At 33.3% G+C, this 25,154-nt stretch carries 24 protein-coding genes; 9 read left to right on the top strand and 15 right to left on the bottom strand.

Annotated features, from left to right (window positions below):
* Positions 1-52: 52 nt before the first annotated feature.
* Together ASF10_RS07975 and ASF10_RS07970 are read right to left on the bottom strand one after the other, a co-directional pair.
* Positions 53-694 (bottom strand): NAD(P)-dependent oxidoreductase, encoded by a 642-nt coding sequence (locus ASF10_RS07975; protein ID WP_056247466.1) that lies wholly within the window; start codon positions 692-694, stop codon positions 53-55.
* Positions 695-750: 56 nt separating this feature from the next.
* Positions 751-1,158, bottom strand: a complete 408-nt coding sequence (locus ASF10_RS07970; protein WP_056247463.1) for an RrF2 family transcriptional regulator — start codon at positions 1,156-1,158, stop codon at positions 751-753.
* Between the two features lie 177 nt (positions 1,159-1,335).
* On the opposite strand from ASF10_RS07970, the gene ASF10_RS07965 reads away from it, so the two are divergent.
* The 4 genes from ASF10_RS07965 to ASF10_RS07950 all read left to right on the top strand — a co-directional run bounded on the left by ASF10_RS07965 (position 1,336) and on the right by ASF10_RS07950 (position 5,506).
* Positions 1,336-2,418 (top strand): serine hydrolase domain-containing protein, encoded by a 1,083-nt coding sequence (locus ASF10_RS07965; RefSeq protein WP_056247461.1) that lies wholly within the window; start codon positions 1,336-1,338, stop codon positions 2,416-2,418.
* 64 nt (positions 2,419-2,482) lie between these two features.
* Positions 2,483-3,397, top strand: coding sequence for an AEC family transporter (locus ASF10_RS07960; protein ID WP_056247457.1), 915 nt, complete (start codon positions 2,483-2,485; stop codon positions 3,395-3,397).
* A gap of 17 nt (positions 3,398-3,414) precedes the next feature.
* Positions 3,415-4,638: an MFS transporter gene (locus ASF10_RS07955; RefSeq protein ID WP_056247455.1), complete on the top strand. Its 1,224-nt coding sequence runs from the start codon at positions 3,415-3,417 to the stop codon at positions 4,636-4,638.
* A 229-nt stretch (positions 4,639-4,867) separates the two neighbouring features.
* Complete coding sequence (locus tag ASF10_RS07950; RefSeq protein WP_056247453.1) at positions 4,868-5,506, top strand: peroxiredoxin; 639 nt, start codon at positions 4,868-4,870, stop codon at positions 5,504-5,506.
* Positions 5,507-5,603: 97 nt separating this feature from the next.
* Here the strand turns inward: ASF10_RS07950 and ASF10_RS07945 are convergent, their stop codons facing one another.
* From ASF10_RS07945 to ASF10_RS07935, 3 genes are all read right to left on the bottom strand, one after another.
* Positions 5,604-7,853, bottom strand: a complete 2,250-nt coding sequence (locus ASF10_RS07945) for a cation:proton antiporter (protein ID WP_056247450.1) — start codon at positions 7,851-7,853, stop codon at positions 5,604-5,606.
* A 172-nt stretch (positions 7,854-8,025) separates the two neighbouring features.
* Positions 8,026-9,372, bottom strand: a complete 1,347-nt coding sequence (gene purB, locus ASF10_RS07940; RefSeq protein ID WP_056247449.1) for an adenylosuccinate lyase — start codon at positions 9,370-9,372, stop codon at positions 8,026-8,028.
* Positions 9,373-9,541: 169 nt separating this feature from the next.
* Positions 9,542-10,255 (bottom strand): SIR2 family NAD-dependent protein deacylase, encoded by a 714-nt coding sequence (locus ASF10_RS07935; RefSeq protein WP_056247447.1) that lies wholly within the window; start codon positions 10,253-10,255, stop codon positions 9,542-9,544.
* 223 nt (positions 10,256-10,478) lie between these two features.
* On the opposite strand from ASF10_RS07935, the gene cysC reads away from it, so the two are divergent.
* The 5 genes from cysC (at position 10,479) to ASF10_RS07910 (ending at position 13,806) form a co-directional block, all read left to right on the top strand.
* On the top strand, positions 10,479-11,009 hold the full coding sequence (gene cysC, locus ASF10_RS07930) for an adenylyl-sulfate kinase (protein WP_056247445.1): 531 nt from the start codon (positions 10,479-10,481) through the stop codon (positions 11,007-11,009).
* A gap of 21 nt (positions 11,010-11,030) precedes the next feature.
* The gene (locus tag ASF10_RS07925) at positions 11,031-11,714 is read left to right on the top strand and encodes an aspartyl/asparaginyl beta-hydroxylase domain-containing protein (RefSeq protein WP_056247443.1); all 684 of its coding nucleotides are present in this window, start codon (positions 11,031-11,033) and stop codon (positions 11,712-11,714) included.
* A 6-nt stretch (positions 11,715-11,720) separates the two neighbouring features.
* Positions 11,721-12,680, top strand: a complete 960-nt coding sequence (locus tag ASF10_RS07920; RefSeq protein ID WP_056247441.1) for a sulfotransferase family protein — start codon at positions 11,721-11,723, stop codon at positions 12,678-12,680.
* A gap of 33 nt (positions 12,681-12,713) precedes the next feature.
* Positions 12,714-13,082, top strand: a complete 369-nt coding sequence (locus tag ASF10_RS07915) for a hypothetical protein (protein WP_131726518.1) — start codon at positions 12,714-12,716, stop codon at positions 13,080-13,082.
* A 61-nt stretch (positions 13,083-13,143) separates the two neighbouring features.
* Positions 13,144-13,806, top strand: coding sequence for a TrmH family RNA methyltransferase (locus ASF10_RS07910; protein WP_056247437.1), 663 nt, complete (start codon positions 13,144-13,146; stop codon positions 13,804-13,806).
* Between the two features lie 101 nt (positions 13,807-13,907).
* On the opposite strand, the gene ASF10_RS07905 is transcribed toward ASF10_RS07910, so the two are convergent.
* The 10 genes from ASF10_RS07905 to ASF10_RS07860 form a co-directional block, all read right to left on the bottom strand.
* Complete coding sequence (locus ASF10_RS07905) at positions 13,908-14,798, bottom strand: YARHG domain-containing protein (RefSeq protein WP_056247435.1); 891 nt, start codon at positions 14,796-14,798, stop codon at positions 13,908-13,910.
* The gene (locus tag ASF10_RS07900) at positions 14,795-15,430 is read right to left on the bottom strand and encodes a DUF2306 domain-containing protein (RefSeq protein WP_056247433.1); all 636 of its coding nucleotides are present in this window, start codon (positions 15,428-15,430) and stop codon (positions 14,795-14,797) included. Before ASF10_RS07900 ends, ASF10_RS07905 begins: the two co-directional genes overlap by 4 nt.
* A gap of 108 nt (positions 15,431-15,538) precedes the next feature.
* A complete protein-coding gene (locus ASF10_RS07895; protein ID WP_056247431.1) occupies positions 15,539-16,498 on the bottom strand; it encodes a hypothetical protein in 960 nt (319 codons plus the stop codon).
* A gap of 332 nt (positions 16,499-16,830) precedes the next feature.
* Positions 16,831-17,871, bottom strand: a complete 1,041-nt coding sequence (locus ASF10_RS07890; RefSeq protein ID WP_056247429.1) for a cytochrome-c peroxidase — start codon at positions 17,869-17,871, stop codon at positions 16,831-16,833.
* 162 nt (positions 17,872-18,033) lie between these two features.
* The gene (locus tag ASF10_RS07885) at positions 18,034-18,837 is read right to left on the bottom strand and encodes an MbnP family protein (RefSeq protein ID WP_056247428.1); all 804 of its coding nucleotides are present in this window, start codon (positions 18,835-18,837) and stop codon (positions 18,034-18,036) included.
* A gap of 117 nt (positions 18,838-18,954) precedes the next feature.
* Positions 18,955-19,332, bottom strand: a complete 378-nt coding sequence (locus tag ASF10_RS07880) for a hypothetical protein (protein WP_241774928.1) — start codon at positions 19,330-19,332, stop codon at positions 18,955-18,957.
* A 286-nt stretch (positions 19,333-19,618) separates the two neighbouring features.
* The gene (gene secA, locus ASF10_RS07875; RefSeq protein WP_056247426.1) at positions 19,619-22,963 is read right to left on the bottom strand and encodes a preprotein translocase subunit SecA; all 3,345 of its coding nucleotides are present in this window, start codon (positions 22,961-22,963) and stop codon (positions 19,619-19,621) included.
* An 87-nt stretch (positions 22,964-23,050) separates the two neighbouring features.
* Entirely contained in the window at positions 23,051-23,272 is a 222-nt protein-coding gene (locus ASF10_RS07870) for a DUF2795 domain-containing protein (RefSeq protein WP_007138072.1), read from the bottom strand.
* Positions 23,273-23,551: 279 nt separating this feature from the next.
* The gene (locus ASF10_RS07865; RefSeq protein ID WP_056247423.1) at positions 23,552-24,121 is read right to left on the bottom strand and encodes a cob(I)yrinic acid a,c-diamide adenosyltransferase; all 570 of its coding nucleotides are present in this window, start codon (positions 24,119-24,121) and stop codon (positions 23,552-23,554) included.
* A gap of 123 nt (positions 24,122-24,244) precedes the next feature.
* On the bottom strand, positions 24,245-24,931 hold the full coding sequence (locus ASF10_RS07860) for an ABC transporter ATP-binding protein (protein ID WP_055095513.1): 687 nt from the start codon (positions 24,929-24,931) through the stop codon (positions 24,245-24,247).
* Positions 24,932-25,154: the final 223 nt, after the last annotated feature.

Raw genomic sequence — 25,154 nt, 5'->3', positions numbered from 1 at the left:
GCAAAAAACCTTAGTAACTTAGAACCTTAGTTTCTTAGAGCCTTTAAAAAAATTAATAAGCTGCAGTAAATCGAACCTGGTGATGTTTTGCATTTTCTGCTTCATCAGCAATAACAACTGCTAAATCTTCTACAGATAAAATACTTCTTTGCTCATCATTAAAAACTGGATTTTCTAATCCTAAACGATATTTACCAGTTCTTCCGGTAGTAATTCCGGGATGCATTTCGAAAGCGGGACTAAAAAATGCCCAATCCAATTCTTTTTCTTCTTTCAAAATATTTAAATAATCCCTTGCAGCTGTTGCACCGGCATGATATTCTTTAGGAAAATCAGGAGTGTCAACCGCTTGTAAACCCGGAGCTACAAATAAACTTCCGGCGCCACCAATGGTAATAAAGCGCTTAACACCAGATTTTTTCACCGCTTCCTGAATCGCTTTTGATCCTGCAATAAAATCATCATAAATATTAGGGTTCGCCCATCCCGGATTGTATGCATTTATGACAACATCATTTCCATTTAAGATTTCTGCTAATGCATCTACATTAAAAATGTCAGCACTTTTCCAGTTTGCATTTGTGGTGTCTTTAGGATTTCTGGCAATAGCAGTAATGTCGTGATTTCTGGTTGCTAATTCGTTTAAAATGGCTGAGCCAACAAATCCTGTTGCTCCAATAATTGCGATTTTCATAATATATAAATTTAATTAGTAATAAAAATTGTTACAGTTTTGGGTAAAAAAATAGCTTAGAATTGATTCGAAAAATCTTCGAGTGAAATACCTTCTAATTGCAAACTAACTTTTTGATTCATATCAGCATATAAAGCACTTAAATTTTGATTGATTTTTTTACCAACCGGACAATCCGGATTAGGTTGATTTTTTGCATAACCAAGATTGATGGTTTCAAAAGTCATCTCAAAAATTTCTTTTAATGTAATTTTAGTGGCATCAACAGACAATTTTGTTCCACCATTTTTACCTTCTTTACTTTCTACAATATGATGTGCTTTTAGATTGGCAATTTCTTTTCGAACCAAAACAGGATTCAAATTAATACTTCCTGCAATAAACTCAGATGATAAATAATCATTAGGGAATTTAGTGAGCAAAGTAAGAATGTGAATCGTTATGGCAAATTTACCTGAAATCATACTGTAATAAAATATGTTACAAATGTAGTCAGCTTTTAGAGAAAAAAAAAGTTTTTAACGAAAATTAATTTTTAACATAAATAGGTTGAGGTCTTAAAATAAAAACAATTTCAAAAGCTTCATCTTTTTTATTAATAGTAGATTTGTAATTGATTAGCAACGTTATAAATTCTTGCAATGAAATTTAAAGTAAGCTTTGTCTTTTTTTTGTGTCTGCCAATTTTAATATATGGACAGGATCATACTCGATTTGTTGATTCAATTAGGGTATCAAATGCTATTCCGGAGCTTAGTTATGCTGTTGTGTCTGGAGATAAAATTTTGGAAATTAATGCATTAGGTTTGCATTCAATTGATCTGAAAGATGTTGCTACTATAAATGATCGATTTCATATTGGGTCCAACACAAAAGCAATGACGGCTTTTATAATTGCTAAATATGTTGAGAAAGGAAAATTAAAATGGAATACTAAATTTTTTGATTTGTTTCCGGACTTAAAGAAAACATCAAAAGCGGAATATTATGAGATAACGCTCGAAAAACTATTATCACATCAAGCCGGAATTCAGCCTTTTCAAGGTGAAAATGATCCGGCAGTTCCTGATTTTAAAGGAAATCCAGTAGAAAAAAGAAATCAGTTTGGGAAATTTGTATTAACATTAGATCCAGTTCAAATTAACTCAGAGCACAAATATGTATATTCTAATGCAGGTTATACTTTAGCGACTATGATGGTAGAAAAAGTTACCGGAAAAAGTTGGGAACAATTAGTCGATCAGGTTTTTAATAAAGATTTGAAACTGAATGTTAAGTTATCGTGGCCGGAAAACCAAAAAGCAAAAGATACATGGGGACATTCTTTTGAAAACAATAAGTTGAGTCCTGTTCCTTCAAATACAGACTATCATCTGGATTACACAGAACCTGCGGGTGATATTAATATCAAACTTACAGATTATATCAAGTTTATTCAGCTAAATATTCAAGGTCTTCAAGGTCATGATAATTACTTAAAAGCAAGCACTTATAATTTTATTCACAAAGGGATTGAAGACTATTCTTTGGGTTGGTTCAACAGTTATGAAAACAATCAGGATTTTTCGACACATTCAGGAACTGCGGGAACTTATTATACAATAGCGGCGATAGATAGAAAAAAAGGTATTGGTTATATTGTTTTTACGAATTCTTTTAATGAGGCGACCGTAAACGGAGTACGATTGATAATGAGAAAATTAAAAAAAGAGTATGGGAGCTAAAATGTTTTGTTACGGTTTAAAATCGAGCTATTTATAAATCCTTATTTTTGATGCTTTTACCGCCATGAACAACTTTATACTTATATTTTTCTTTCTTGCCCTGGGTTTGATTTTGCAGCATATTAAGCGATTTCCAACACACATTTATAAGGTTTTAAATAAAATTGTTATTTACATATGTTTGCCGGCGATAACCTTATATCATATTCCTAAAATAAAATGGAGTAACGAATTGCTGTTTCCCATATTAGCAGGATGGATTAGTTTTTTACTGGCTTTTTTGTTTTTTCATTTTTTAGGAAAACGATTAGGTTGGTCCAATAAACTTATTGGTTGTTTGGTACTTACCGCAGGATTAAGTAATTCGTCTTTTTTGGGATATCCCATTGTTGAAGCTTTGTTTGGTAAAAAAGGATTAGAAACTGCTATTCTTGTAGATCAGCCCGGAACATTTGTGGTGGTTTCTACTTTGGGTGTTTTTGTTGCGGCTTTTTATTCAAAAGGAAGTCCTGATACTTTTAGTATTTTCAAAAAAATCATCTTTTTTCCTCCGTTTATTACTTTTCTCGTTGCTTGTTTAATGAATGTTTTTCAGTACGATCTGAATCAAAATCTGGAATTTGTATTAGTAAAAATAGGAAGTTTAGTAACGCCACTTGCTTTACTTTCGGTAGGATTACAACTTACTTTTGATCGAAAAAGCCAGCATTGGAGATTTCTTTGGCTCGGACTTTTCTTCAGGCTCATTGTAACGCCTCTTGTAATTTTGATTGTATATGTTTTTATTTTTGGTCAACATTCTGAACCTATTAAAATAACAATTATAGAAATCGCAATGGCACCTATGATAACAGGAGCAATTTTAGCATCAACATATGGTTTAAAACCAAAGTTAAGCAGTATGATGATTGGTTTTGGAATTCCTATTTCATTTTTAACACTCGCTATATGGTATTTTATCGTTAGTTTTGTCGTTTAATTTTGGTTAAAACAAACATGAATTCATCTACACAAACAATTGCTGTTGATAGCAAAGCTTTAGTTCAAAAAACAGTTTATTCAGTCTTATTTTCAATTGCATTTGCACATTTACTAAACGACTTAATGCAGGCGGTAATTCCTGCAACGTATCCTATTTTAAAGAAAAACTTTAGTTTAAGTTTTACGCAAATTGGGTTAATTACATTTGTTTTTCAGCTTACCGCATCTTTATTACAGCCTTTTGTTGGTCTCTATACAGATAAAAAGCCCCAGCCATATTCACTTGTAATCTCTATGATTTTTACCATTGTAGGATTAGGATTGTTGTCTATTGCCAGTTCATTCTGGATGATATTGGTTTCTGTTGCTTTTGTAGGTATAGGATCGTCGATCTTTCATCCGGAAGCTTCAAGAGTTGCTTTTTTAGGTTCTGGAGGTAAGCGTGGGTTGGCACAATCTATTTTTCAATTAGGAGGAAATGCCGGAAGCGCGATTGGTCCTTTGTTAGTAGCTTTGGTAGTTGCACCACACGGACAATCTTATGTAATTTGGTTTGTGATCGCCGGAGTTATCGGAATTCTTATTTTATCAAGAATTGCCCTTTGGTATGAAAATCATATGGCATTGAGGGCGACTAAAAAATCAGACTTAGAAGAAGAGAAAGTTCAATTATCAAACAAGAAAATCACAATTTCTATTATTGTTTTATTATTGTTGATCTTTTCAAAATTCTTTTATATGGCCAGTATGTCTAGTTATTTTACTTTTTATTTAATGAGTAAATTTTCGATGTCAGTGCAGGATTCCCAATTATACTTATTCATTTTTCTGGCTTCTGTAGCAGCAGGAACTTTAATAGGCGGACCTTTAGGAGATCATTTTGGAAGAAAATATATCATTTGGTTTTCTATTTTAGGAGCCGCACCATTTACCTTGCTTTTGCCTTATGCTAATTTATTCTGGACAGGGATTTTAGCTGTAGTTATCGGGATTATAATTGCTTCGGCATTTTCTGCGATATTGGTTTTTGCACAGGAATTAAAGCCTGGAAAAGTGGGTATGATTTCAGGTCTATTCTTTGGATTTGCTTTTGGAATGGGAGGTTTGGGATCTGCTATTTTGGGCTATGTTGCAGATCAAACCAGTATTGAATATGTTTATAAAGTAAGTTCGTATTTGCCATTAATTGGTGTCTTGGCTTACTTTTTACCAAATATTCAAAAGAAGAAAAATTTATAAAAGGATTTTAATCTGCCAGAAGAAAAATTAGACTTAAGCACAATAATAATTTGTTTTAAAATTCCAATTTCCTTTTGTAATGCTTGCCATTTCAGGTCTTGTAATAAGGTTTTTGTGGATTAAAATACTAACTCGATAGAAAAAATAGAATTTTAACTTATTTTTAAAAATTTGATGTTTTCCTTATCTGTTTTTTAGTTAATTTTAGATGAACTAAAAAAATATAATTATGTCAACGTTAAGATTAGGAGATATTGCTCCAGATTTTCATGCAGAAACAACCGAAGGCGCAATCAATTTTCATGAATGGTTAGGCGATTCTTGGGGTGTTTTATTTTCGCATCCTGCAGATTTTACCCCTGTTTGTACAACTGAATTAGGAACTGTTGCTAACTATGTTCCTGAATTTAAAAAAAGAAATACAAAAGTTATTGCGTTAAGTGTAGATGGTCTTGAATCACACAAAGAATGGATTAAAGACATTAATGAAACTCAAAATACAGTCGTTAACTTTCCTATAATTGCTGACGAAGATAAAAAGATAGCTACTTTATATGATATGCTGCATCCTAATGCAAGTGAGAAATTTACAGTGCGTTCTGTTTTTGTAATTGGACCTGATAAAAAAATAAAGCTAACATTGACTTATCCGGCATCAACAGGAAGAAATTTTGATGAATTACTTCGTGTTATCGATAGTTTACAATTAACAGCAGATTATAGTGTGGCAACTCCTGCTAACTGGAAAGACGGAGAAGATGTAGTTATTACACCTGCCGTTCCTGATAGTGATATTCCGGTGAAATTTCCAAAAGGGCATACTCCAATTAAACCCTATTTGCGTATGACACCGCAACCTAATAAATAAGGTTCTAAGTTCCTGAGATACTAAGTTTCTAAGATTTAAAGTTTTATAAAAAAAAAAACTCAGCATCTTAGAAACTTAGTTCCTTATTACCTTTATTTTACAACTCGACATTTATGCTTTTCTTCATGAGTTCGTTCATTCGTTTTTTGTCACCAACGACCCAAATAATATCATTTTTTTCTAAGCTTAATTGTGATTCCGGATTTAAAATTCGGTTACCATTTCTTTCAATTCCCACAACAAGTCCGCCGGTTTTACCTCTAAACTGACCAATGCTTTTTTGGATAAATTCTGGATTAAAAATTTCCATTTGACGCAATACAATATCAGATTCATCAATATTTTTAGCAGCTTCAATCTCTTTTTGCAGATAATTTGTAAACTGTGTAATCTGTTCATCTGTACCAATAACACAAATTTCGTCACCAGGAAATAAACGTTCGTTTTTAGTAGGTATAGGAATTGTAATTTCTCCACGTCGTATAAAAGCAATATTGATTCCCATATTTTCCCTAATACGCAATTCTTCTAAAGTTTTACCCGCAAGATTTGATTCTTTACCAATATCAAAAATAGACATATGCCCATCCCAAGGCATTAAATTGGCATATCTTCTGTCGATTTTTTTGTTTTCACGATCGTTCAGATTCTTTAAAAAATGAGTTTCAATTTTATGATATTGTTCGTTTAATTTTTTAGGGAATAATTGATAAGCTCCAATGGCAATTATAAGTGCGACAAAAGCAACTAAAGGAGAGAAGAAAATATTCAATAAAAAGCCAACGAAAAATAAACCAAGGCTCATTCTAATTAAAATCAGCATTAAAAGAGCTCCACGGTATTTTCTTTCTTCCCATAATTCTTCTACTTCATTGACTTTTACACGTCGCAACGAAAGAGCCCATAAAAAAGGAGCAATTATAACCAAGGTGATAAGTGCGGCAAGAGTGTTGCCAAAACGCGTATCTGCCACCAAAGGCGCTACAAATTTTGATGACAACAATATAATAGCCGTAATAATTATAGTATGTAATATTATTTGAGTGATAGAAGCACGAAGTACAATTTGCCAGGTACTAACAGATTTTATTGCTTGCGCATTTACACTATAACGGTTGATATTTTTAACCCATTTTTTAGGTAATTTACGCTCTAAAAAACCAGAGAAAGGATCAGAATATTTAATTAAGAAAGGAGTTGTAAAAGTTGTGATGGCAGATACTGCCACGATAATTGGATATAAAAAATCACTGGTTACTTTAAGCGACATTCCTAATGTGGCAATAATAAAAGAGAACTCCCCAATTTGCGCCAGACTCATACCAGTCTGAACAGATTGTTTTAGCGGTTGTCCGGATAATAAAGCTCCAATAGAGGAACTAAATGCTTTCCCAAAAATGGTCAAAAGCGTTATTAATGCGACCGGCAACATATAAGTTACTAAAGTTTCAGGATTGATCAACATCCCGACTGATACAAAGAAAACAGCACCAAAAAGATCTTTTACTGGTTGGATCAAATGTTCGATTTTTTCGGCTTGTGTAGTTTCTGCAATGATAGATCCCATAATAAATGCACCAAGAGCAGGAGAGAAGCCTACATTTGCTGCAAACATAACCATCATTAAACAAAGTGCTAAGGATATAATCAGCAGCATTTCATCTGTTAAAAGATGTTTTGCTTTTTTAAGGATTGTCGGAATAATAAAAATTCCACCCAAAAACCATATAATTAAAAAGAAGATTAATTTTAAAACCGATTGTAATAATTCACCACCAGAAACCTGATCGCTAACAGCAATTGTCGATAGTAGCACTAACATTAAAATAGCGACGATATCCTCAACAATTAAAGCACCAAATACAATACCGGCAAACTTTTTTCCTTTAACTCCCAGTTCATCAAATGCACGAATAATAATAGTTGTCGACGAAATAGAAAGTGTCGCTCCAAGAAAAATACTATCCATTTTACCCCAGCCCATCCATTGACCTACACAATACCCAATGAGAGTCATGAATAAAATTTGGGTTATGGCGGTTATGGAAGAAGTTCCTCCAACTTTCATTAATTTTTTAAAACTAAATTCGAGACCAAGGCTAAAAAGTAAAAAGATAACTCCAATTTCAGCCCATACTTCAACACTTTTCATATCTGTGATTGATGGGAAAAAGTCAAAGTGGTTTCCGGCTAAAAATCCAGCAATCAAATATCCTAAAACAAGTGGCTGCTTCATTTTTTTAAATATCAAAACAGCAATTCCGGCGGTCATCAGGATTAATCCCAAGTCGCTTATAAGAGGTTGTAAGTGGTGTGTAGTTTCTGCAGCGGCATTTAAGGCAATCATAAAGTGGTATTTGTTGTTCAGGAGTAAATTCAGTTTTCTATTTCGAATAGATACACTGAACGCTATGAAATTAAGTCAAGAGAAGTAATCCGTGCTATTTCCTAACAAGATTTGTAAATAAAAAAAGCTATCGATAAAGATAGCTTTTTTTGAGAAAATATTTTGAGTTTTTTTAAATTCCTACATAATTGCTAGGAGTAATTGCCATTAATTCAGCTCTCACAGCGTCAGAAACTTCTAAAGTTGCAATAAAATTATGAATTGCTTTTTTGTCGATTGCTTCGTTAGTTCTTGTCAAACCTTTTAATGCTTCGTAAGGATTTGGATATGCTTCACGACGCAAAATAGTCTGAATAGCTTCTGCTACAACAGCCCAGTTTTTCTCTAAATCCTCTGCAAATTTACCTTCATTCAAAAGCAATTTGTTTAAACCTTTTAATGAAGCTTCAAAAGCGATTATAGTATGACCAATTGGTACACCAATATTACGTAAAACAGTACTGTCAGTTAAATCACGTTGTAATCTTGATACCGGTAATTTAGCCGCTAAATGTTCAAAAATAGCATTTGCAATTCCTAGGTTTCCTTCTGAGTTTTCAAAGTCAATAGGATTTACTTTATGTGGCATTGCAGAAGATCCAATTTCTCCGGCTTTGATTTTTTGTTTAAAATAATCCATTGAAACATAGGTCCAGATATCGCGATCTAAATCTATAACGATAGTATTGATTCTTTTTAAGGCATCAAAAAACGCTGCAAAATGATCGTAATGTTCAATTTGAGTTGTTGGAAAAGAGTGGTGTAAACCAAGATCTGTTTCAACAAATTTATTTCCAAATTGTTTCCAGTCAATTTGCGGATATGCTACATGGTGTGCATTGTAGTTTCCTGTTGCTCCACCAAATTTAGCAGCAAACGGAATATTAAACAATAAACGCATTTGCTCTTCAAGACGCTCTACAAATACTAAAATTTCTTTACCCAAACGAGTAGGCGAAGCGGGTTGTCCGTGGGTACGTGCTAACATAGGAATGTCTTTCCATTCTACACTTAATTCTTTTAATTTAGAAATTAAAGTAATTAATGATGGTAAATAAACTTGCTCAAACGCATCTTTTGTAGAAAGCGGAATTGCAGTGTTATTAATATCCTGAGAAGTTAAGCCAAAGTGAATGAACTCTTTGTATTGAGATAAGCCTAATTTTTCAAAAGCATCCTTGATAAAGTATTCTACCGCTTTTACATCGTGGTTGGTTACTTTTTCAGTTTCTTTTATCCAAAGAGCATCTTCTGTCGAGAAATTTTTATAAATATCACGTAAACTGTCAAATAAATTTGGGTTTACATCTGCAAGTTGTGGCAAAGGAACTTCGCACAAAGCAATAAAATATTCAATTTCAACTAATACTCGGTATTTGATCAGAGCTTCTTCAGAGAAAAATGGTGCTAATGAAAGGGTTTTACTTCTATATCTTCCGTCAATTGGTGATATAGCATTCAATTCGTTTAAAGTAGTCATTGTTATGTTGTTTTTCGAAAGGTGCAAATATAAGCTATTGTTAAAACTTCTGAAAATTACCGAAGAGTTATTATAGTAGAAGCTAAGAAATTAAATTGTTGTTTTTGAAATTTCACCCCAAATCCTAAAATAAAAACCAAAAGCATGAAATTCATTTTTATGATAATCTTTATGAAGTTTTACTTGAAATCTTTTCTATTTCAAATAATCTTTCTCTTAATTCTGCTACACCTTCAGACGCAATTTTAGCAATTACTTCGACTTTATTCTGAATATTAGGAATCGAAATTGGCTTTGGATCAATATAAAAAACCGGAGTAATACTATACGTGTATGAAATTAAACCTGCTGCAGGATATACTTGCAGAGAAGTCCCGATTACTGCAAAATAATCAGCAGTTTCAGTAATTTGTATGGCTTCTTCAAGAGCCGGAACATCTTCGCCAAACCAAACAATATGCGGGCGCAATTGATGTCCGTTTTCATCCAGGTCACCAGTGTATAAATCATCTTTCCAGTCAAAAATTAAATCACGATTTTTAGTGCTTCTTACTTTCAATAATTCTCCGTGCAAATGCAGGACTTTTGTACTTCCGGCGCGTTCATGCAAATCATCTACATTTTGAGTAATTATATGTACAACAAAATTCTGTTGTAACTCGGCTAAAATATAATGTCCTAAATTCGGTTTTACTTCCTTAAGCTGCTGGCGTCTTTTATTGTAAAAGTCCAATACCAATTCCTGGTTTTTATGCCAGCCTTCAGGAGTTGCAACTTCCATTACATCATGACCTTCCCATAAACCATCACTGTCCCTAAAAGTTTTAATACCACTTTCGGCACTAATTCCTGCTCCGGTTAAAACAACCAATTTCTTTTTCATCTTATTCAATTAAAAGTTAAAAATAAGGAATAAAAAAATCAAAGCCTACACTTTGTTCCGTTAGCTAATAAATGTTGATAGAAATAAGAATTCCCAATATTATGTAGCTAAAGGACATTTTGACTTTTGATTTTTTGCAGACAATAAAAGCGTATTTATACTTATTGCCGGAATGTTGTAAATTATTTAATTTTAATGAAGTACAAAAACAAACGTGATTTCAATGATTTTAATACAGTTTACAGGATTATCGGGATCAGGTAAAACGACATTAGCCCATAATGTGCGCCACTTGTTACTGGATAACAGTTATAAAGTCGAAATAGTTGATGGAGATGTTTATCGAAAAACCATTTGCAGCGATTTAGGATTTTCAAAAGAAGACAGATGCGAAAATATCAGACGTTTGTTTACGGTAGGTCAAAATTTTGTCGAGGAAAATAAAATCGTACTAATGTCTGTCATTAATCCGTATGAGAATCTGCGTAATGAACTGAGAACATACAATTTTGTGCGAACTGTATATTTAGACTGCTCCGTAAACAATCTCATAAAAAGAGATCCTAAAGGTTTGTATAAAAAGGCTTTGCTGCCTGATAGTGATTGTAATAAAATTAATAATTTTACCGGAATAAGCGATGTTTTTGAGATTCCTGCAAATGCAGATTTAGTTTTAAAAACTGATTTGGAAACTGAAGTTTTTTCGACCACTAAACTCTACGATTTTATCATTAACAATTTGTCTTATTTTTAAATCATTAATACTTAACTGCATATGAATCCATCTTCATGTAAACTTCCCGTTTCTTTTTTAATAGACAAACTGCAAAAAGATCTTGTCATATGCGAAAATGATTTATGGACACCACATTTTAATACAAATAGGTATCAGGGAAATTGGACCAGTATTTCGTTAAGGTCACAATCTGGTTTGGAAAATGATATTATGTCTTTTGCAAATAAAGAATATATAAATACAAGCTTGCTGGATCGCTGTCATTATTTTAAAGAAATAATGGATTGGTTTCAATGTGATAAAGAAGCTGTGAGATTGCTTAGATTAGATCCTCAAAGCGAAATCAAGGAACATACAGATAATGATACGTCTTATGAAGATGGTTTTTTTAGAATTCATATTCCGATAATAACAAATCCGGACGTGTTATTTTATGTAGATAAAAAATTGGTTCCCATGAAAATGGGAGAGTGTTGGTACGCTAATTTTCAGCTTCCGCATAGTGTAGAAAACAGAAGTTATAAACCAAGAATTCATCTCACACTGGATTGTATACGAAATAACTGGTCAGATGAGTTGTTTGCTTCAATGGGATTTGCGATAAATAAAATGCAAAATCAAAATCAATATTCAGACGAAATGAAACAACAAATAATAGCTGAGCTTTCCCGAAATCCATCAGAAGCGACTGCCAAAATTATTGCAGATTTACAAGCAAAATAAAGAGAAATGGAAAACATAAATCACCCGCTTTTCAACTGGATTCCCGTTAATTTAATCAAAAAAGACAATGCGCTTTATTTTGAGTGGATTTATTTAGGGGATATAAAATATGCTGAACCATTTTTTGACGAAACGATTGCGAAATGCAAAAGCCATGATTATAATTCAAAACCATTTAAGGTAATAAGTACCGTAGATAATCTTATAGATTGGTCGAAAGACTTGATTTCGGTTGAGCTAAAAGCACTGGTTTTTCATGTATCAAGATGTGGTTCTACAATGTTGAGCCAATCTTTAGCAACTTCTTCAGAAAATATAATGATTTCTGAAGCACCAATTATAGATCAGATACTAAGAAGCGATCTTTTTGCATTAGATAAAAAAAGCATACTAATCAAATCTGTTATAAAATTATTAGGTCAGAAAAGATTCTCTGAACAAAAGAATTTAATTATAAAACTCGATGCATGGCACATTTTTAAGGCAGATTATTTAAGATCGCTTTTTCCTGAAATTCCGTTTGCTTTGCTCTATCGAAATCCTGAAGAAGTTTTAAAATCGCATCAAAAATTGATGGGAATGCACATGGTACCAAATTTATTACCCTCAGATATTTTCGGAATTTCTAATAAAGAAATCAACGAAAGAAGCTATCAGCAATATGGCGCATTAGTTCTTGAAAAATATTTTGAGGGATTTCTTGATTTTTATGAAAAGAATCAAAATGTAATAATCCTTAATTATAACAATGGAATGAAAGCGGTTGTAGAAAAATTTACATCCCATATTAATGTTGATTATTCTACCGATGAACTGGAAAAAATGTACGACCGCTTAAAAAAGCATTCTAAAAACGAAACGGCTGCTTTTTTTGGTGATTCATTCAAAGAAGAGCCTTTGCAAATTGATTTTGAAAGACTTGATATTTTGCACTTAAAACTGAATAATAATTTAGTTCAGGTGTAAGATGATTTTTCTTATTTTTATCCTATGAAAAAAATGTTTTTAGTATTAGTCTTTTTAGTAAATACTGTTTTACTTGCTCAAACAAAAACCAATGAAAAAATAGTATCATTTGGAAACAATAATACTATAACAAGTTATCAATTTTCAAAGAAAGATAATTATCTGGTTGATTATAAAAAGTACCTGAATTTTCCTGTTCAGTTTTCTATTTACAACCCTAAACCGGGTTTTAATCCTTATAAAATCCAGACACAAAAATACTATTCTTTTAAGCACACCACTTTATTGCTTAAAAGAGAAATGAGCAATTTAGATTTGGACTCACATCCCACTTTGAGCAAAAAGAAAAGCTTGGGCGAAAGTATTTTTGAAGATGCGTTAGAAGGAATTTTTCATAAATAATTAAAATAAAGCAATACACATACTTCTTTTAAAATGTATTTTTGCGGCAAACAGAAATAAAATGATTGATTTAGATTACCTCGCTTTCCTCGAAAATATATTGACAGACAATCGCAAAGAAAAATTCTTAAAAGTTCTGGGAAACAGAACTAAACATTTTACAATTGTTGTAGAAGATGTTTTTCAAATGCATAATACAAGTGCTGTTATGCGTAGTTGCGAAGTTTTTGGAATTCAGGAATTGAATGTTATCGAGCAACGCTACGGAAAAAAAATCGATAAAGAAATTGCGATGGGAGCCCAAAAATGGGTAGACATCAATCAGTTTGATTCAGTAACAAATTGTATTTCAACCCTAAAAAATCAGGGATATCAAATTATTGCCACAACGCCTCATGAAAATGATTGTTTGCTCGAAGATTTTGATATTTCAAAACCAAGCGCCTTGTTTTTTGGAACAGAAAGGGACGGATTATCAGAAGAAATTCTGGAAAAAGCCGATGGTTTTCTTAAAATTCCAATGGTTGGTTTTACAGAGAGTTTGAATATTTCCGTTTCGGCAGCGATCATTATTCAAAACCTAACCAACAGATTACAAAATTCAGATATCGACTGGCATTTATCCGAAGAAGAAATCCTTGAAAAACGTTTAGCTTGGGCTAAAAATTCAATTAAAGACATCAAACGAATCGAAGCCAGATATTACGAAGAAAATCATAAATAAAATTATGTCAGGTTGAGCGGAGTCGAAACCTCTTATTATTTAAAAGAATCTCGACTCCGCTCGATTTGACAAAAAAAGACTTTAAAGGACTTAAAGCAAAATTATCTACCAAAAGAGTCATAGTTATCTTCGGCATATTTTTCAAAACGTTTCAATAAAACGATATTTTCTTTTTCCAGTGATGTTAATTCACTATTCACATTCTCAGAAACAGGAATGTACCATTCGACATCATCAAAAAACTGACGAACTGTTTTTGTTTTAAAAGTAAGCCCATGTCTGGCAAAAATGGTATTTCTAAGAATCTCCAAATCAATTTTCTTTAGATTTTTTACATCAGATTCTTTTAATTTTTGTGTAGAAGAATTGATCTTAAAAATACTTTCTGATGCCTCTCTGTATACAGTTTCCATGTAGGTTTCATTCTCTTTAATTTCCGGATCTTCACTTTCTTCGGTTACTTGTTCCTCTTTTGGATTAACATAATCAACATACATTCCTTCTTCAGGAAGCATTGCATTTTGGTCGTATTTAAACTCTTTTTTAGTAAGTTCGAACTTCCTTTTCGTAACTTCTTTTTTAGAATTATTGGCAGTCCAGGTTCCAACTAAAAGGCTGTGATTTTTTATTTCGAAATCAAAAACCCCATCGTTTTTATCGTCACCAGGTTCTTTCAGTACAAAATGAATCGTATTACCATCTACAGTCATTTCTCCGCTAAGTGGTCTGCTGTTTCCGGCAACAACACTTTGTCCGGTAACCTTTGTACCTGTAATTTTCTTGATGACAATGTTTATTTTGTTGATGTAATTTTCTTTTTCCGGTCTGGTTGTATCACGTTCTAAAACAGTAAAACTGCCTACATATGAGCCATACAAATCAGTTCTAATTTCTTTAACCAGATTTTCAGAGCTGTCTTTTACGGTTTTTTTCTCTTTAGAATTACAAGAAAAAAGGAATATGGATAACAGTAAACAAAAAAGTTTTTTCATTTTTTTAATTGGTTATATAGATAATATTCAACGATTAATAAATTAGGAATCCAGCCTAGCCATGCAATTATCTGATAGACATCCATAGGTGCGGGATGAAACAAATATACAAGAATAACCTTCCAGAAACGTAGCGTAATAGCAGAAAATGTTAAGGCAAAACTTCGCAGCATAAAGGCTTTATGTTGCGCAATATTTTTGTTTTTGATAGCCGTAAAACCTTTGAGCGTGAAATAAAACCACAGAATAGACAAACTAACAAAAGAGATTTTAGAGTAAAGTCCGCCGTTTGCAAAAAGACCAATAAACAAACCCGAAGGAGCACTTAAAAAAAGAACCACAAAAACATAAAATTTCCCAATGTTTCTATGTGTTGCCGGAAACCTTTTTAAAAGCACGGAACTGAACTGAAAAAATCCGGCAAGCAAAACAAAAATAGCCGAAAAAACATGAGCATAAAATATGGGATAATAAAAAGGAATCTGACTAATCTCAGTTTGTTTTATCTGAAGAAATGCGACATCACTTTTTAGCGGAATATATTGTCCCGTTATTTTGATCATTAAAATGAAAAAATAACTAAAACAAATGATCCATATAATTTGTAAAGAAAGCCAAAGATTCTTTTTCAATTTTTGATTGAGCGTGTTTAGGTTGTTCAAATATAAAAAATCCCTAATTACTTTTGCAATTAGGGATCTTATAATATTTCGAAACTTTGTTTGTAACTGATTTCAGGATTATAAAGTATAATTCAGGTTTACGCTCCATCTGTAATTAGCCTCCATATTACCGCTTGACAAGTTCTGATTGATAGGTAACATGGCATTAATACCAACAGAAAATTTATCTTTTCCGGCTTCAATACCAAATTTACCAAACAAAATATCACCTGCCGTATTAGGCAAATCCAAACCATATTGCTTATTGGTTTGATAAAGTTCTCCCGCCAAACCAGCTTGCGGAACAATCTGAACTGATTTTAAATCGAACAAATAAAAGAATGTTCCGGCATAATTAAACTGATCGCCGTATTGATAATTTTTACTATTTTCCGTTTTAAAGATATAATTCAGCGTTGTATTTAAACCTAAATTTTTGTGTTTAACCACATATTCAGAAATTATTGGAAAATCCCAACTTCCCGTTCCTAATTGAAAACTCTGGTTGACACTTCCTAGATTATTGGCTTCTGTAAATTTTCCCGTAGGAAGTTTTACACCACCTCCTAAATTTATTTTATGAGTAAAAAATGTACTGTCCCTTTTTGTTTCAAAAACAGTATACAAAGCCATCACCGTAATATCTCCTAAACCGGAAATATTTTCTGTGCCGGCTGTTAATTTCCTTTCGTTAAAATGATAGGGAACCAAAGCCGAAATCTGGATTTTTTCTGTAACCGGAATTCTTGCCCAAGCCTGAATGGTATTAAAGTTTTCATCAATCCACGGCGAATTGGCAAAGATTCCATCGCGGCTCGTATAACTTTGTTTCATATATCTCAAGCCTACAAAATTATTGTTCAGCATCGAACCAAAACCCATGCTTCCGCCACTTGCAGAACATCCGCAAGCGTCACAGTCAAAATCTTCCATCATTGCCAAACGCTGGAAAGTAAATGCCGAAATACTGTCTTTTACCGTAAAACTAAAGGCCGAAAATCCAGCCAAAAGAACAAATATTACTATTATTTTTTTCATTTTAATTTGTATTATTTTTAGAAGCTGATCCCGCTTTTCGTTTCAAGCTTTTTTCAAAATCCCATTTTTCTATGTTTTTACAAAGCTTCCTCTGGTCGCTTTATAAAACCCAGAAAAATTAGGTCTTTTTTCAAAAAGGCTTTCCACTTCAATCGGGGCTAAGACTCCAGTTTTCATTATAATTATATTTTTTTACCCTCTAGTCAACACAATCTTGTCATTTCGACAGAGGAGAAATCAAACTCGTTAGTCGACAAAGATTGAAGCTTTTCTTTACGCAGCTTCTAATGTGATTTCTCCTGAGTCGAAATGACATACTTTGACAATGTATTTTAATATTCAGAAAAACGTTTATCCGTCAAATACTGATTATCAGTTAATGTTTTCAGGAAAGCTATTATTTGTTTTTTATCAGTATCAGAAAGGGAAATTCCTAATTTTCCGTTCTGTTTTAATATTGGGTCTAGAGTAGCCGAGTTTTCAATTCCGCTTGCATAATGATCGAGAACGCCTTCAAGAGTTCCAAATCTTCCATCGTGCATATAAGGACCTGAAACTTCTACATTTCGTAAACTAGGCACTTTGAATTTGTAATAATCGCTCTCTAATTCAGTCAGTTTGTAGCGGCCAACATCATTTACAAAAGGATTTACGGCTAAGCCATTATTTCTAAAAGAGTTATCCGTCTGCAAATCCGTAGCATGACAAGAAGAACATTTTGATTTGAATAAATCATATCCTGCTAATTCATCAGTTGTTAGATTCCCGCCGGTTTCATTACGTCTGTATTTGTCGAACCTTGAATTTGATGACGTAACCATAACCATAAATTGCGAAAGTGCTTTCAGCATATTTTCGGTTGTAATTGCGCCATCGTCAAAAGCAAGACCAAATAACTTTTGGTAGTCTTTATCGGCTTTCATCATTTTTAAAATGGCATTCAAATCTCCGTTCATTTCTATAATACTCGTTAACGGAATTATAGGTTGTAAGTCTAAATGGTCAGCAGCTCCATCGTACATGAATATACTCTGGTACGCTAAATTTTGAATTGGCGGTGTGTTTCGTGTTCCTTGTGCATCGTTTACACCATGACTTACTGTGTGTCCGTGATGCGTAAAGGCATTGGCTTGTATGTGACAAAAGCCACAGGAAACCACTCCGTCAGACGCTAAACGCCCGTCGTAAAAGAGTTTTTTACCCAATTCAAATCCTTTTTCTGTTGGCGGATTCTGCGCAATATTGTATGCTAAAGCAGGAAAGTTTGACGGAACGGTAAATTCTAAAGGAATATTTACATATTCGTCGTCCTGATTAGAACAACTACATAACAACGGAATCATCAACAATAGAAAATATTTTATTTTCAGCATGATTTTTTTATGTTTTATTAGAAGCACAAAAGGTTCTGGAATAGCCCCGATAGAGAGCGGTATCCTTTTTTGAGACGATTTTTTTTCGTCTCAAAAAAGATATAGCCGAAAGCGGGATGTTATTTCTTTGGAGACGAAACTTTTGTGCTCCTGAAAATAAAATTAGTCGTTATGTACGTGGTCTACTTTAAACATAGTCGAGATGTTTTGGGTGATCAACGGTAGATTTGCCCCGCTCATAATCATAGCACCCATTCCGCCCATATTGTTGTCAGAAAGTTTGATTTTGTTTGTTCCGTCAATAGTCTTAGACAGATCAATTTTTATGTGAACTGTTGGGGTAATTGTAGTACGAACCAATGCTTTTGTTGGTAAATCAAGCGTAACCTCTGTATAATTATAATCAGTTCCTGTTTTACCGGTATGAATCATAAAAGGAGTTGCAGTAGTAACAGTTGGCGATGTAAAAGTACCTTCAAGAGCAAAGAATTTATAACCTGCAGCCCAAGACCACATCATTCCTGCCTTATCAGCCTGAGCAAGAAAATCTCCCTGACCAGAAGCTCCTAATTTCCATTGTTCTTCATCAACACCAATTCCGTATTTCACTTTTACGTAATCTCCGGCAGGAATATCTGTAAGTTTAAATTCGTGTCCGTCTGCAGAAGTTTCATCAGCAATAAAATAACTTTTGCTTTTTGGGTAAGTAAAAGTAGTTCCGTCAGCTTTTGTTAAAACGACATTACTAATGATGTATTTAACCAGACTTATTTTTAGGACTTCATTATTAGAAGTTGTGTTTCCTTGTGTGTTTAGAATCAAATCGTTTGCACCAAAACCGTTGTCATATTCCAGTACAAGGCTTCCTGATCCTGAAGTATCGTTTTTATTATCGTCGTTTGAACATGAAGTAAGTGCTATAGAGATTGCTACAAGAGCGATGGCTTTGTATAAAGTATTTTTCATTTTATGAATTTTATATAATTGTAATTTTAAATTTATGATGTGCGTAAACACGTTTTCATTGTTTTTTGAACAACGAAAAATAGCATCTCGATTAAAGCCGAAATGTGATTTAAAAAATTATATAAAATAGGAGGGAGGGCGAAAAGTCGCAATTGAAACCGAAATAGGTTTTGCATCCAAAGTAGCAAAAAGTTTTGCTTTAGAAATTATTGGAGATACCAATTTGAATTCGTTTGTGATGGTATTTTGAATGTAAACTACTTCTGACTTTTCTTTCAGGTTGTTTTGCATTTTTTTCTCGTTGTCGGCATATTTTTTCAAACTTTTTTGAAGTTCGCAACGACCGTTACAAGTATTATAAACCATTTTGCGCTGTACACAAATGGTTTTAGAAATTTCGTCCTGATTTAATTTAAATGAGGTATAAACAACGAAGCTGCCAAATGATGGCACTAATAACATACAGGAAAGTAATATGATATAAAACTTCTTCAAGAGTTGATTTCGTTATTTTGAATGCAAAAATACATTTTATTCCTTTTATTCGTTATGATTTTTATCATTTAACATAAAAGTTTTTTAGTATCAGTACTTAGTTTTTAGTCACAGTTTTCAGTCACAGTTTTTATTATTCAAACATAAAATGGAGATTTAACTATAAACCATTTAAAAAAGAAAACCCGACAAATCTTTAGATCTGTCGGGTTTGGTTTGATATATAGTATTAAATATTTCAGTATTAGTGTAAACTGCGACTGAATACTTAACCGAATACTAAAAATTATTCTTTTACAATAATCCAGGCTCCTGAAGCTAAAAGAGTTTCAGCTTTTTTGAATTTCATTGTTTCTGTTTTACCAGTTGCAACTTCCTGAATTGTTACGTTGTCATTACGATTGATTTTTGGATTATCTCTCACAATGGTTTCTGTAACCTGACGTTGTTGTGTTTCTCCAGCTTCGCGGTTAATGTCTTCACTGTTTACAATTTCGTCTTTGCTTAATTTGAAGTTCTCTTTTTGACGTACTTCTTTTGCTTCGTGAATTTCAGGAACGTTTTGAGCCGGTAAATCACCTTTAAACAAGAATGAAATAACTTCTTTATTAACGTTGTCTAACATTCCTCTAAACAAATTAAAAGCTTCTAATTTGTAGATAAGTAATGGATCTTTTTGTTCGTGAACGGCTAATTGAACAGATTGTTTCAACTCGTCCATTTTACGTAAATGTTTTTTCCATGCCTCATCAACGATAGAAAGAGTGATGTTTTTCTCGAAGTCAGCGATTAACTGTGCACCTTCGCTTTCGTACGCTTTTTTCAGATCTGTAACAACATTCAAAGTTTTGATTCCGTCAGTAAATGGAACTACGATACGCTCAAAATGATTGTTTGGCTCTTCGTAAACACCTTTAACAATTGGGAAAGCTTCTCTTGCGCTGCGTTCCGTTTTTTCTGTATAGAAAGCAAGTGTTTCTTTGTATATTTTTCCTGTAATTTCGATATCAGATAGTTTTCCAAAATCAGCTTCAGAAATTGGAGAAGTGATAGAAAAATAACGGATCAAATCAAATTCGAAATTTTTGAAATCATTAACTTGTTTATTTTGGCTTACGATCAATTCGCAAGTGTCATATAACATATTAGCGATATCCAGTTTCAAACGCTCACCAAATAATGCGTGACGACGACGTTTGTATACTACCTCACGTTGAGAGTTCATAACGTCATCATATTCTAATAAACGTTTACGAACACCAAAGTTGTTTTCTTCTACTTTTTTCTGAGCACGCTCGATAGATTTAGTCATCATAGAATGCTGGATAACTTCACCTTCCTGAAGTCCCATTCTGTCCATCACTTTTGCAACTCTTTCAGAACCAAATAAACGCATTAAGTTATCTTCAAGAGAAACATAGAATTGAGAACTTCCCGGATCTCCCTGACGTCCTGCACGACCACGTAACTGTCTGTCTACACGACGGGAATCATGACGCTCTGTACCAACGATTGCTAAACCTCCGGCAGCTTTTACTTCTGGAGATAATTTAATATCGGTACCACGACCAGCCATATTTGTTGCAATAGTTACAACTCCGGCTTTTCCTGCTTCTTCAACAATTTGTGCCTCTTGTTTGTGCATTTTAGCATTCAAAACGTTATGTGTAACGCCTCTCATTTTCAACATTCGGCTTAATAATTCTGAAATCTCTACAGACGTAGTTCCAATTAAAACTGGTCTTCCTGCATTTGATAATTCAGTAACATCTTCAATTACAGCGTTGAATTTCTCACGTGTAGTTTTATAGATATAATCTTCTTTGTCTTGTCTTGAAATAGCACGGTTCGTTGGAATTTCAACTACGTCTAATTTATAAATCTGCCATAACTCTCCAGCTTCTGTAACCGCTGTACCTGTCATACCACCTAATTTGCTGTACATTCTAAAATAATTCTGTAATGTAACAGTTGCAAAAGTTTGTGTAGCAGCTTCGATTTTTACATTTTCTTTAGCTTCGATCGCCTGGTGTAAACCGTCAGAATAACGACGACCATCCATGATACGACCTGTTTGCTCATCGACAATCATAATCTTATTGTCCATGATTACATATTCTACATCTTTTTCAAAAAGAGCATATGCTTTTAAAAGTTGAGTAAGAGTGTGGATACGCTCGCTTTTTACTCCAAAATCCTGGAATAATCTTTCTTTAGCTTCTGCTTCACCGTCTTTATCCAGTTTTTGTTTTTCGATCGCCGCAATTTCAGTTCCAATATCCGGAAGTACAAAAAAGTCCGGATCTGTATCTCCTGAAAGGTATTGAATACCGTTATCAGTCAACTCAACCTGATTGTTTTTTTCTTCAATTACAAAATACAAAGCTTCATCAACTTTATGCATTTCGCGATTGTTATCCTGCATGTATTGATTTTCGGTTTTTTGAAGCAATTGTTTAACTCCTTCTTCACTCAAAAATTTAATTAATGCTTTATTTCTAGGTAAACTTCTGTAAGCTCTCAATAATAAGAAACCACCTTCTTTAGTGTTTCCTTCTTTGATTAGTTTTTTAGCTTCTGCTAAGAAACCATTCGCTAACTGACGTTGTTGAGATACTAAGTTTTCGATTTTTGGTTTCAACTCATTAAATTCATGACGATCTCCCTGAGGAACCGGTCCTGAAATAATAAGTGGTGTTCTTGCATCATCAATTAATACAGAATCGACCTCATCGACAATAGCATAATTGTGTTTTCTTTGTACTAAATCTGCTGGCGAATGTGCCATATTATCTCTTAAGTAGTCAAAACCAAATTCATTGTTGGTTCCGTAAGTGATATCAGCGTCGTATGCTTTTTTTCTTTGTTCAGTACTTGGCTGGTGATTATCGATACAATCAACAGTTAAACCGTGAAATTCAAATAAAGGCGCTTTCCATGTACTATCACGTTTTGCTAAGTAATCATTCACCGTTACCAAGTGAACTCCGTTTCCTGTCAAAGCATTTAAGTAAAGCGGAAGTGTAGCCACTAAAGTTTTACCTTCACCTGTTTGCATTTCGGCAACTTTACCTTCGTGCAAAACCATACCACCAATTAACTGAACATCGTAATGAATCATGTCCCAGGTAATTTCTTTACCGGCAGCGTTCCATTTGTTAGCCCATGTTGCTTTATCACCTTCAATAGCGATATATGATTTAGTTGCAGAAAGTTCGCGGTCTTTTGCAGTTGCAGTAACTTCAATAAATGAGTTATCTTTAAAACGGCGTGCAGTTTCTTTAACAACAGAAAATGCTTCAGGAAGAATCTCTAATAGAGTTTTCTCTGAGATTTCGTATGCTTCTTTTTCAAGAGAATCGATAGCATCATAAAGATCTTCTCTTTTGTCGATGTCTTCGATGTTTTCTACTTCTGCTTTAAGCGAAGCAATTTTAGCATCTTTATCAGCTCTGGCTTCTTTTATTTTTTGTTTAAAAAAAACGGTTCTAGCTCTCAATTCGTCATGAGACAAATCCATTAAGCTGGTTTCGAATGTTTTAATTTTAGTTAAATAGGGCTGTAAAGCTTTGACATCTTTTTGTGATTTATCACCTACAAAGACTTTTATAATACTGTTTATGAAACTCATGATTTATTGTATTTCTATTTTGTGTAAATGTGTATTTGAACCAAAAAAAAAGCCTCGGTGATGAGACTTTTTTCTTTGGTTTATTTTTTAATATTCATCCTCATTCCAAAGATAATCTTCGTCTGTTGGATAATCTGGCCAAATTTCTTCCATTGATTCATATATCTCTCCTTCGTCTTCAATTGACTGAAGGTTTTCTACTACTTCTAATGGAGCACCAGCTCTAATAGCGTAGTCTATAAGTTCGTCTTTGTTAGCAGGCCATGGCGCATCACTTAAATAAGATGCTAATTCTAATGTCCAATACATCTGTTATCTTGTTTAGTTTGTGCAAAAATAAATTTTTTACTGAAAAAGACAAGTAAAATTTGATTTATTTTAATAAAATTTAAGAACGTCTCTATTTATATTCAGTTTTCAGTGTCATTTTTCAGTGGTAAAATTGAAATTTGCTACTAATTGCTGTGTTTTTTCGTATTCAGTTTTTGTTGCAGTTTGTAGTCCCAAGACTGAAAAACTGCGACTGTTTTACTTCTTTTCGAAATATTCAATTTTCAGTGCAAAACTGTGACTGCAACTGTAAACTGTTTATTTCCTCGGAATCCATTTCACTTCATCCGCTTTTAAGTCTGACGACAACTTCCGTGCCAAGACAAAAAGGTAGTCAGAAAGTCGGTTTAAGTACTTGATTGCGATTTCAGGAACGTGTTCATTATGGCTTAAATGTACTGCCAAACGCTCTGCACGACGGCAAACACAACGTGCAATATGACAATGTGACACAGTTGGATGTCCTCCCGGTAATACAAAATGCGTCATTTGCGGAAGACTTTCCTCCATTTTATCAATTTCGTTTTCGAGTAATTCAATATCAGAATCAATAATTCCGAGATTCTTCAATCGTAGTTCACCGTTCTTTAAAACTTCTTTTTCTGCCGGAGTTGCTAAAATGGCTCCAACAGTAAAAAGACGATCCTGGATTTCTATTAATATCGTTTTATAATGCGAATCCATTTCCTGATCACGAATGAGTCCTATGTAAGAGTTCAATTCGTCAACAGTTCCGTAACTGTCAATCCTTATATGATCTTTGGGAACACGAGTACCGCCAAAAAGAGCTGTTGTTCCTTTATCTCCGGTTTTTGTATATACTTTCATTTTTTATTTTAGATTGTAGATTTATGATTTTAGATTGAAAAAAAATTAAAACTTAAAAAATAGATTTAGAAAAGAATCTAAAATCTAAAATCAGAAATCTAAAATTTTTAAACGATTCTAAAATTACTTTGTTGTATCACTTTCTATCACGCCATCTCGTAATCGAATGACACGATGTGCATAAGCAGCGATGTCTTCTTCGTGGGTTACTAAAATTACAGTATTTCCTTGTGCGTGAATATCACCAAAAAGCTTCATGATCTCTACAGAAGTTTTACTGTCTAAATTTCCGGTAGGTTCATCTGCCAAAATAATCGAAGGTTTATTAACCAAAGCTCGGGCAATGGCAACGCGCTGACGTTGTCCTCCTGAAAGCTGATTAGGCTGATGATCCATTCTGTCAGCAAGATTTACCTGATTCAGAACTTCTATTGCACGCTCATTACGTTCAGATTTTGAATGTCCTGCATAAATCATAGGTAATGCAACATTATCCAGAGCGGTAGTTCTGGGTAAAAGATTAAAGGTCTGAAACACAAATCCAATTTCCTTATTTCGAATTCCCGCCAATTCATCATCTTTCATCTGGCTTACATCTTTTCCGTTTAATACATAATTTCCGGAAGTTGGCGTATCTAAACAACCTAACAGGTTCATTAAAGTCGATTTTCCAGATCCTGACGGTCCCATTAAAGCTACATATTCTCCTTTGTTGATTTCTAAATCTATACCTTTTAAAACATAAACAATTTCGTTACCCAATACGAAATCTCGTTTGATATTGGTTATTTTAATTAATGGATTTGCCATTTCGATTTACAATTTTTGGATTTAAAAGTACAAAACACTTTTCAATAAACGATAAGTAGCCTGAAATTGATTTTTGTTACAAAAACAACTGTTTATAAGACTTCGCTTTCCTCAAGCAATACTTTTTAATATTAGTATATTTCATTGATTCAAAAAATTGTTATATGATTATAAAATGATTTTACATAATTATCATATTTTTAATTTTTTATTGAATTATTTT

This window comes from Flavobacterium sp. Leaf82 (assembly GCF_001422725.1).
GTDB lineage: Bacteria > Bacteroidota > Bacteroidia > Flavobacteriales > Flavobacteriaceae > Flavobacterium.
Note: the sequence above shows the minus strand (reverse complement) of the source record. Positions and strands in the feature narration are given on the sequence as shown.

Coding starts and splice junctions, on each gene's coding strand:
- ASF10_RS07920 (WP_056247441.1), top strand. CDS start 11,721: ATGGAAAACATAAATCACCCGCTTTTCAACTGGATTCCCGTTAATTTA.
- cysC (WP_056247445.1), top strand. CDS start 10,479: ATGATTTTAATACAGTTTACAGGATTATCGGGATCAGGTAAAACGACA.
- ASF10_RS07960 (WP_056247457.1), top strand. CDS start 2,483: ATGAACAACTTTATACTTATATTTTTCTTTCTTGCCCTGGGTTTGATT.
- ASF10_RS07860 (WP_055095513.1), bottom strand. CDS start 24,931: ATGGCAAATCCATTAATTAAAATAACCAATATCAAACGAGATTTCGTA.
- ASF10_RS07935 (WP_056247447.1), bottom strand. CDS start 10,255: ATGAAAAAGAAATTGGTTGTTTTAACCGGAGCAGGAATTAGTGCCGAA.
- ASF10_RS07965 (WP_056247461.1), top strand. CDS start 1,336: ATGAAATTTAAAGTAAGCTTTGTCTTTTTTTTGTGTCTGCCAATTTTA.
- ASF10_RS07915 (WP_131726518.1), top strand. CDS start 12,714: ATGTTTTTAGTATTAGTCTTTTTAGTAAATACTGTTTTACTTGCTCAA.
- ASF10_RS07975 (WP_056247466.1), bottom strand. CDS start 694: ATGAAAATCGCAATTATTGGAGCAACAGGATTTGTTGGCTCAGCCATT.
- purB (WP_056247449.1), bottom strand. CDS start 9,372: ATGACTACTTTAAACGAATTGAATGCTATATCACCAATTGACGGAAGA.
- ASF10_RS07910 (WP_056247437.1), top strand. CDS start 13,144: ATGATTGATTTAGATTACCTCGCTTTCCTCGAAAATATATTGACAGAC.
- ASF10_RS07905 (WP_056247435.1), bottom strand. CDS start 14,798: ATGAAAAAACTTTTTTGTTTACTGTTATCCATATTCCTTTTTTCTTGT.
- ASF10_RS07925 (WP_056247443.1), top strand. CDS start 11,031: ATGAATCCATCTTCATGTAAACTTCCCGTTTCTTTTTTAATAGACAAA.
- ASF10_RS07870 (WP_007138072.1), bottom strand. CDS start 23,272: ATGTATTGGACATTAGAATTAGCATCTTATTTAAGTGATGCGCCATGG.
- ASF10_RS07865 (WP_056247423.1), bottom strand. CDS start 24,121: ATGAAAGTATATACAAAAACCGGAGATAAAGGAACAACAGCTCTTTTT.
- ASF10_RS07950 (WP_056247453.1), top strand. CDS start 4,868: ATGTCAACGTTAAGATTAGGAGATATTGCTCCAGATTTTCATGCAGAA.
- ASF10_RS07890 (WP_056247429.1), bottom strand. CDS start 17,871: ATGCTGAAAATAAAATATTTTCTATTGTTGATGATTCCGTTGTTATGT.
- ASF10_RS07955 (WP_056247455.1), top strand. CDS start 3,415: ATGAATTCATCTACACAAACAATTGCTGTTGATAGCAAAGCTTTAGTT.
- secA (WP_056247426.1), bottom strand. CDS start 22,963: ATGAGTTTCATAAACAGTATTATAAAAGTCTTTGTAGGTGATAAATCA.
- ASF10_RS07895 (WP_056247431.1), bottom strand. CDS start 16,498: ATGAAAAAAATAATAGTAATATTTGTTCTTTTGGCTGGATTTTCGGCC.
- ASF10_RS07885 (WP_056247428.1), bottom strand. CDS start 18,837: ATGAAAAATACTTTATACAAAGCCATCGCTCTTGTAGCAATCTCTATA.
- ASF10_RS07945 (WP_056247450.1), bottom strand. CDS start 7,853: ATGATTGCCTTAAATGCCGCTGCAGAAACTACACACCACTTACAACCT.
- ASF10_RS07970 (WP_056247463.1), bottom strand. CDS start 1,158: ATGATTTCAGGTAAATTTGCCATAACGATTCACATTCTTACTTTGCTC.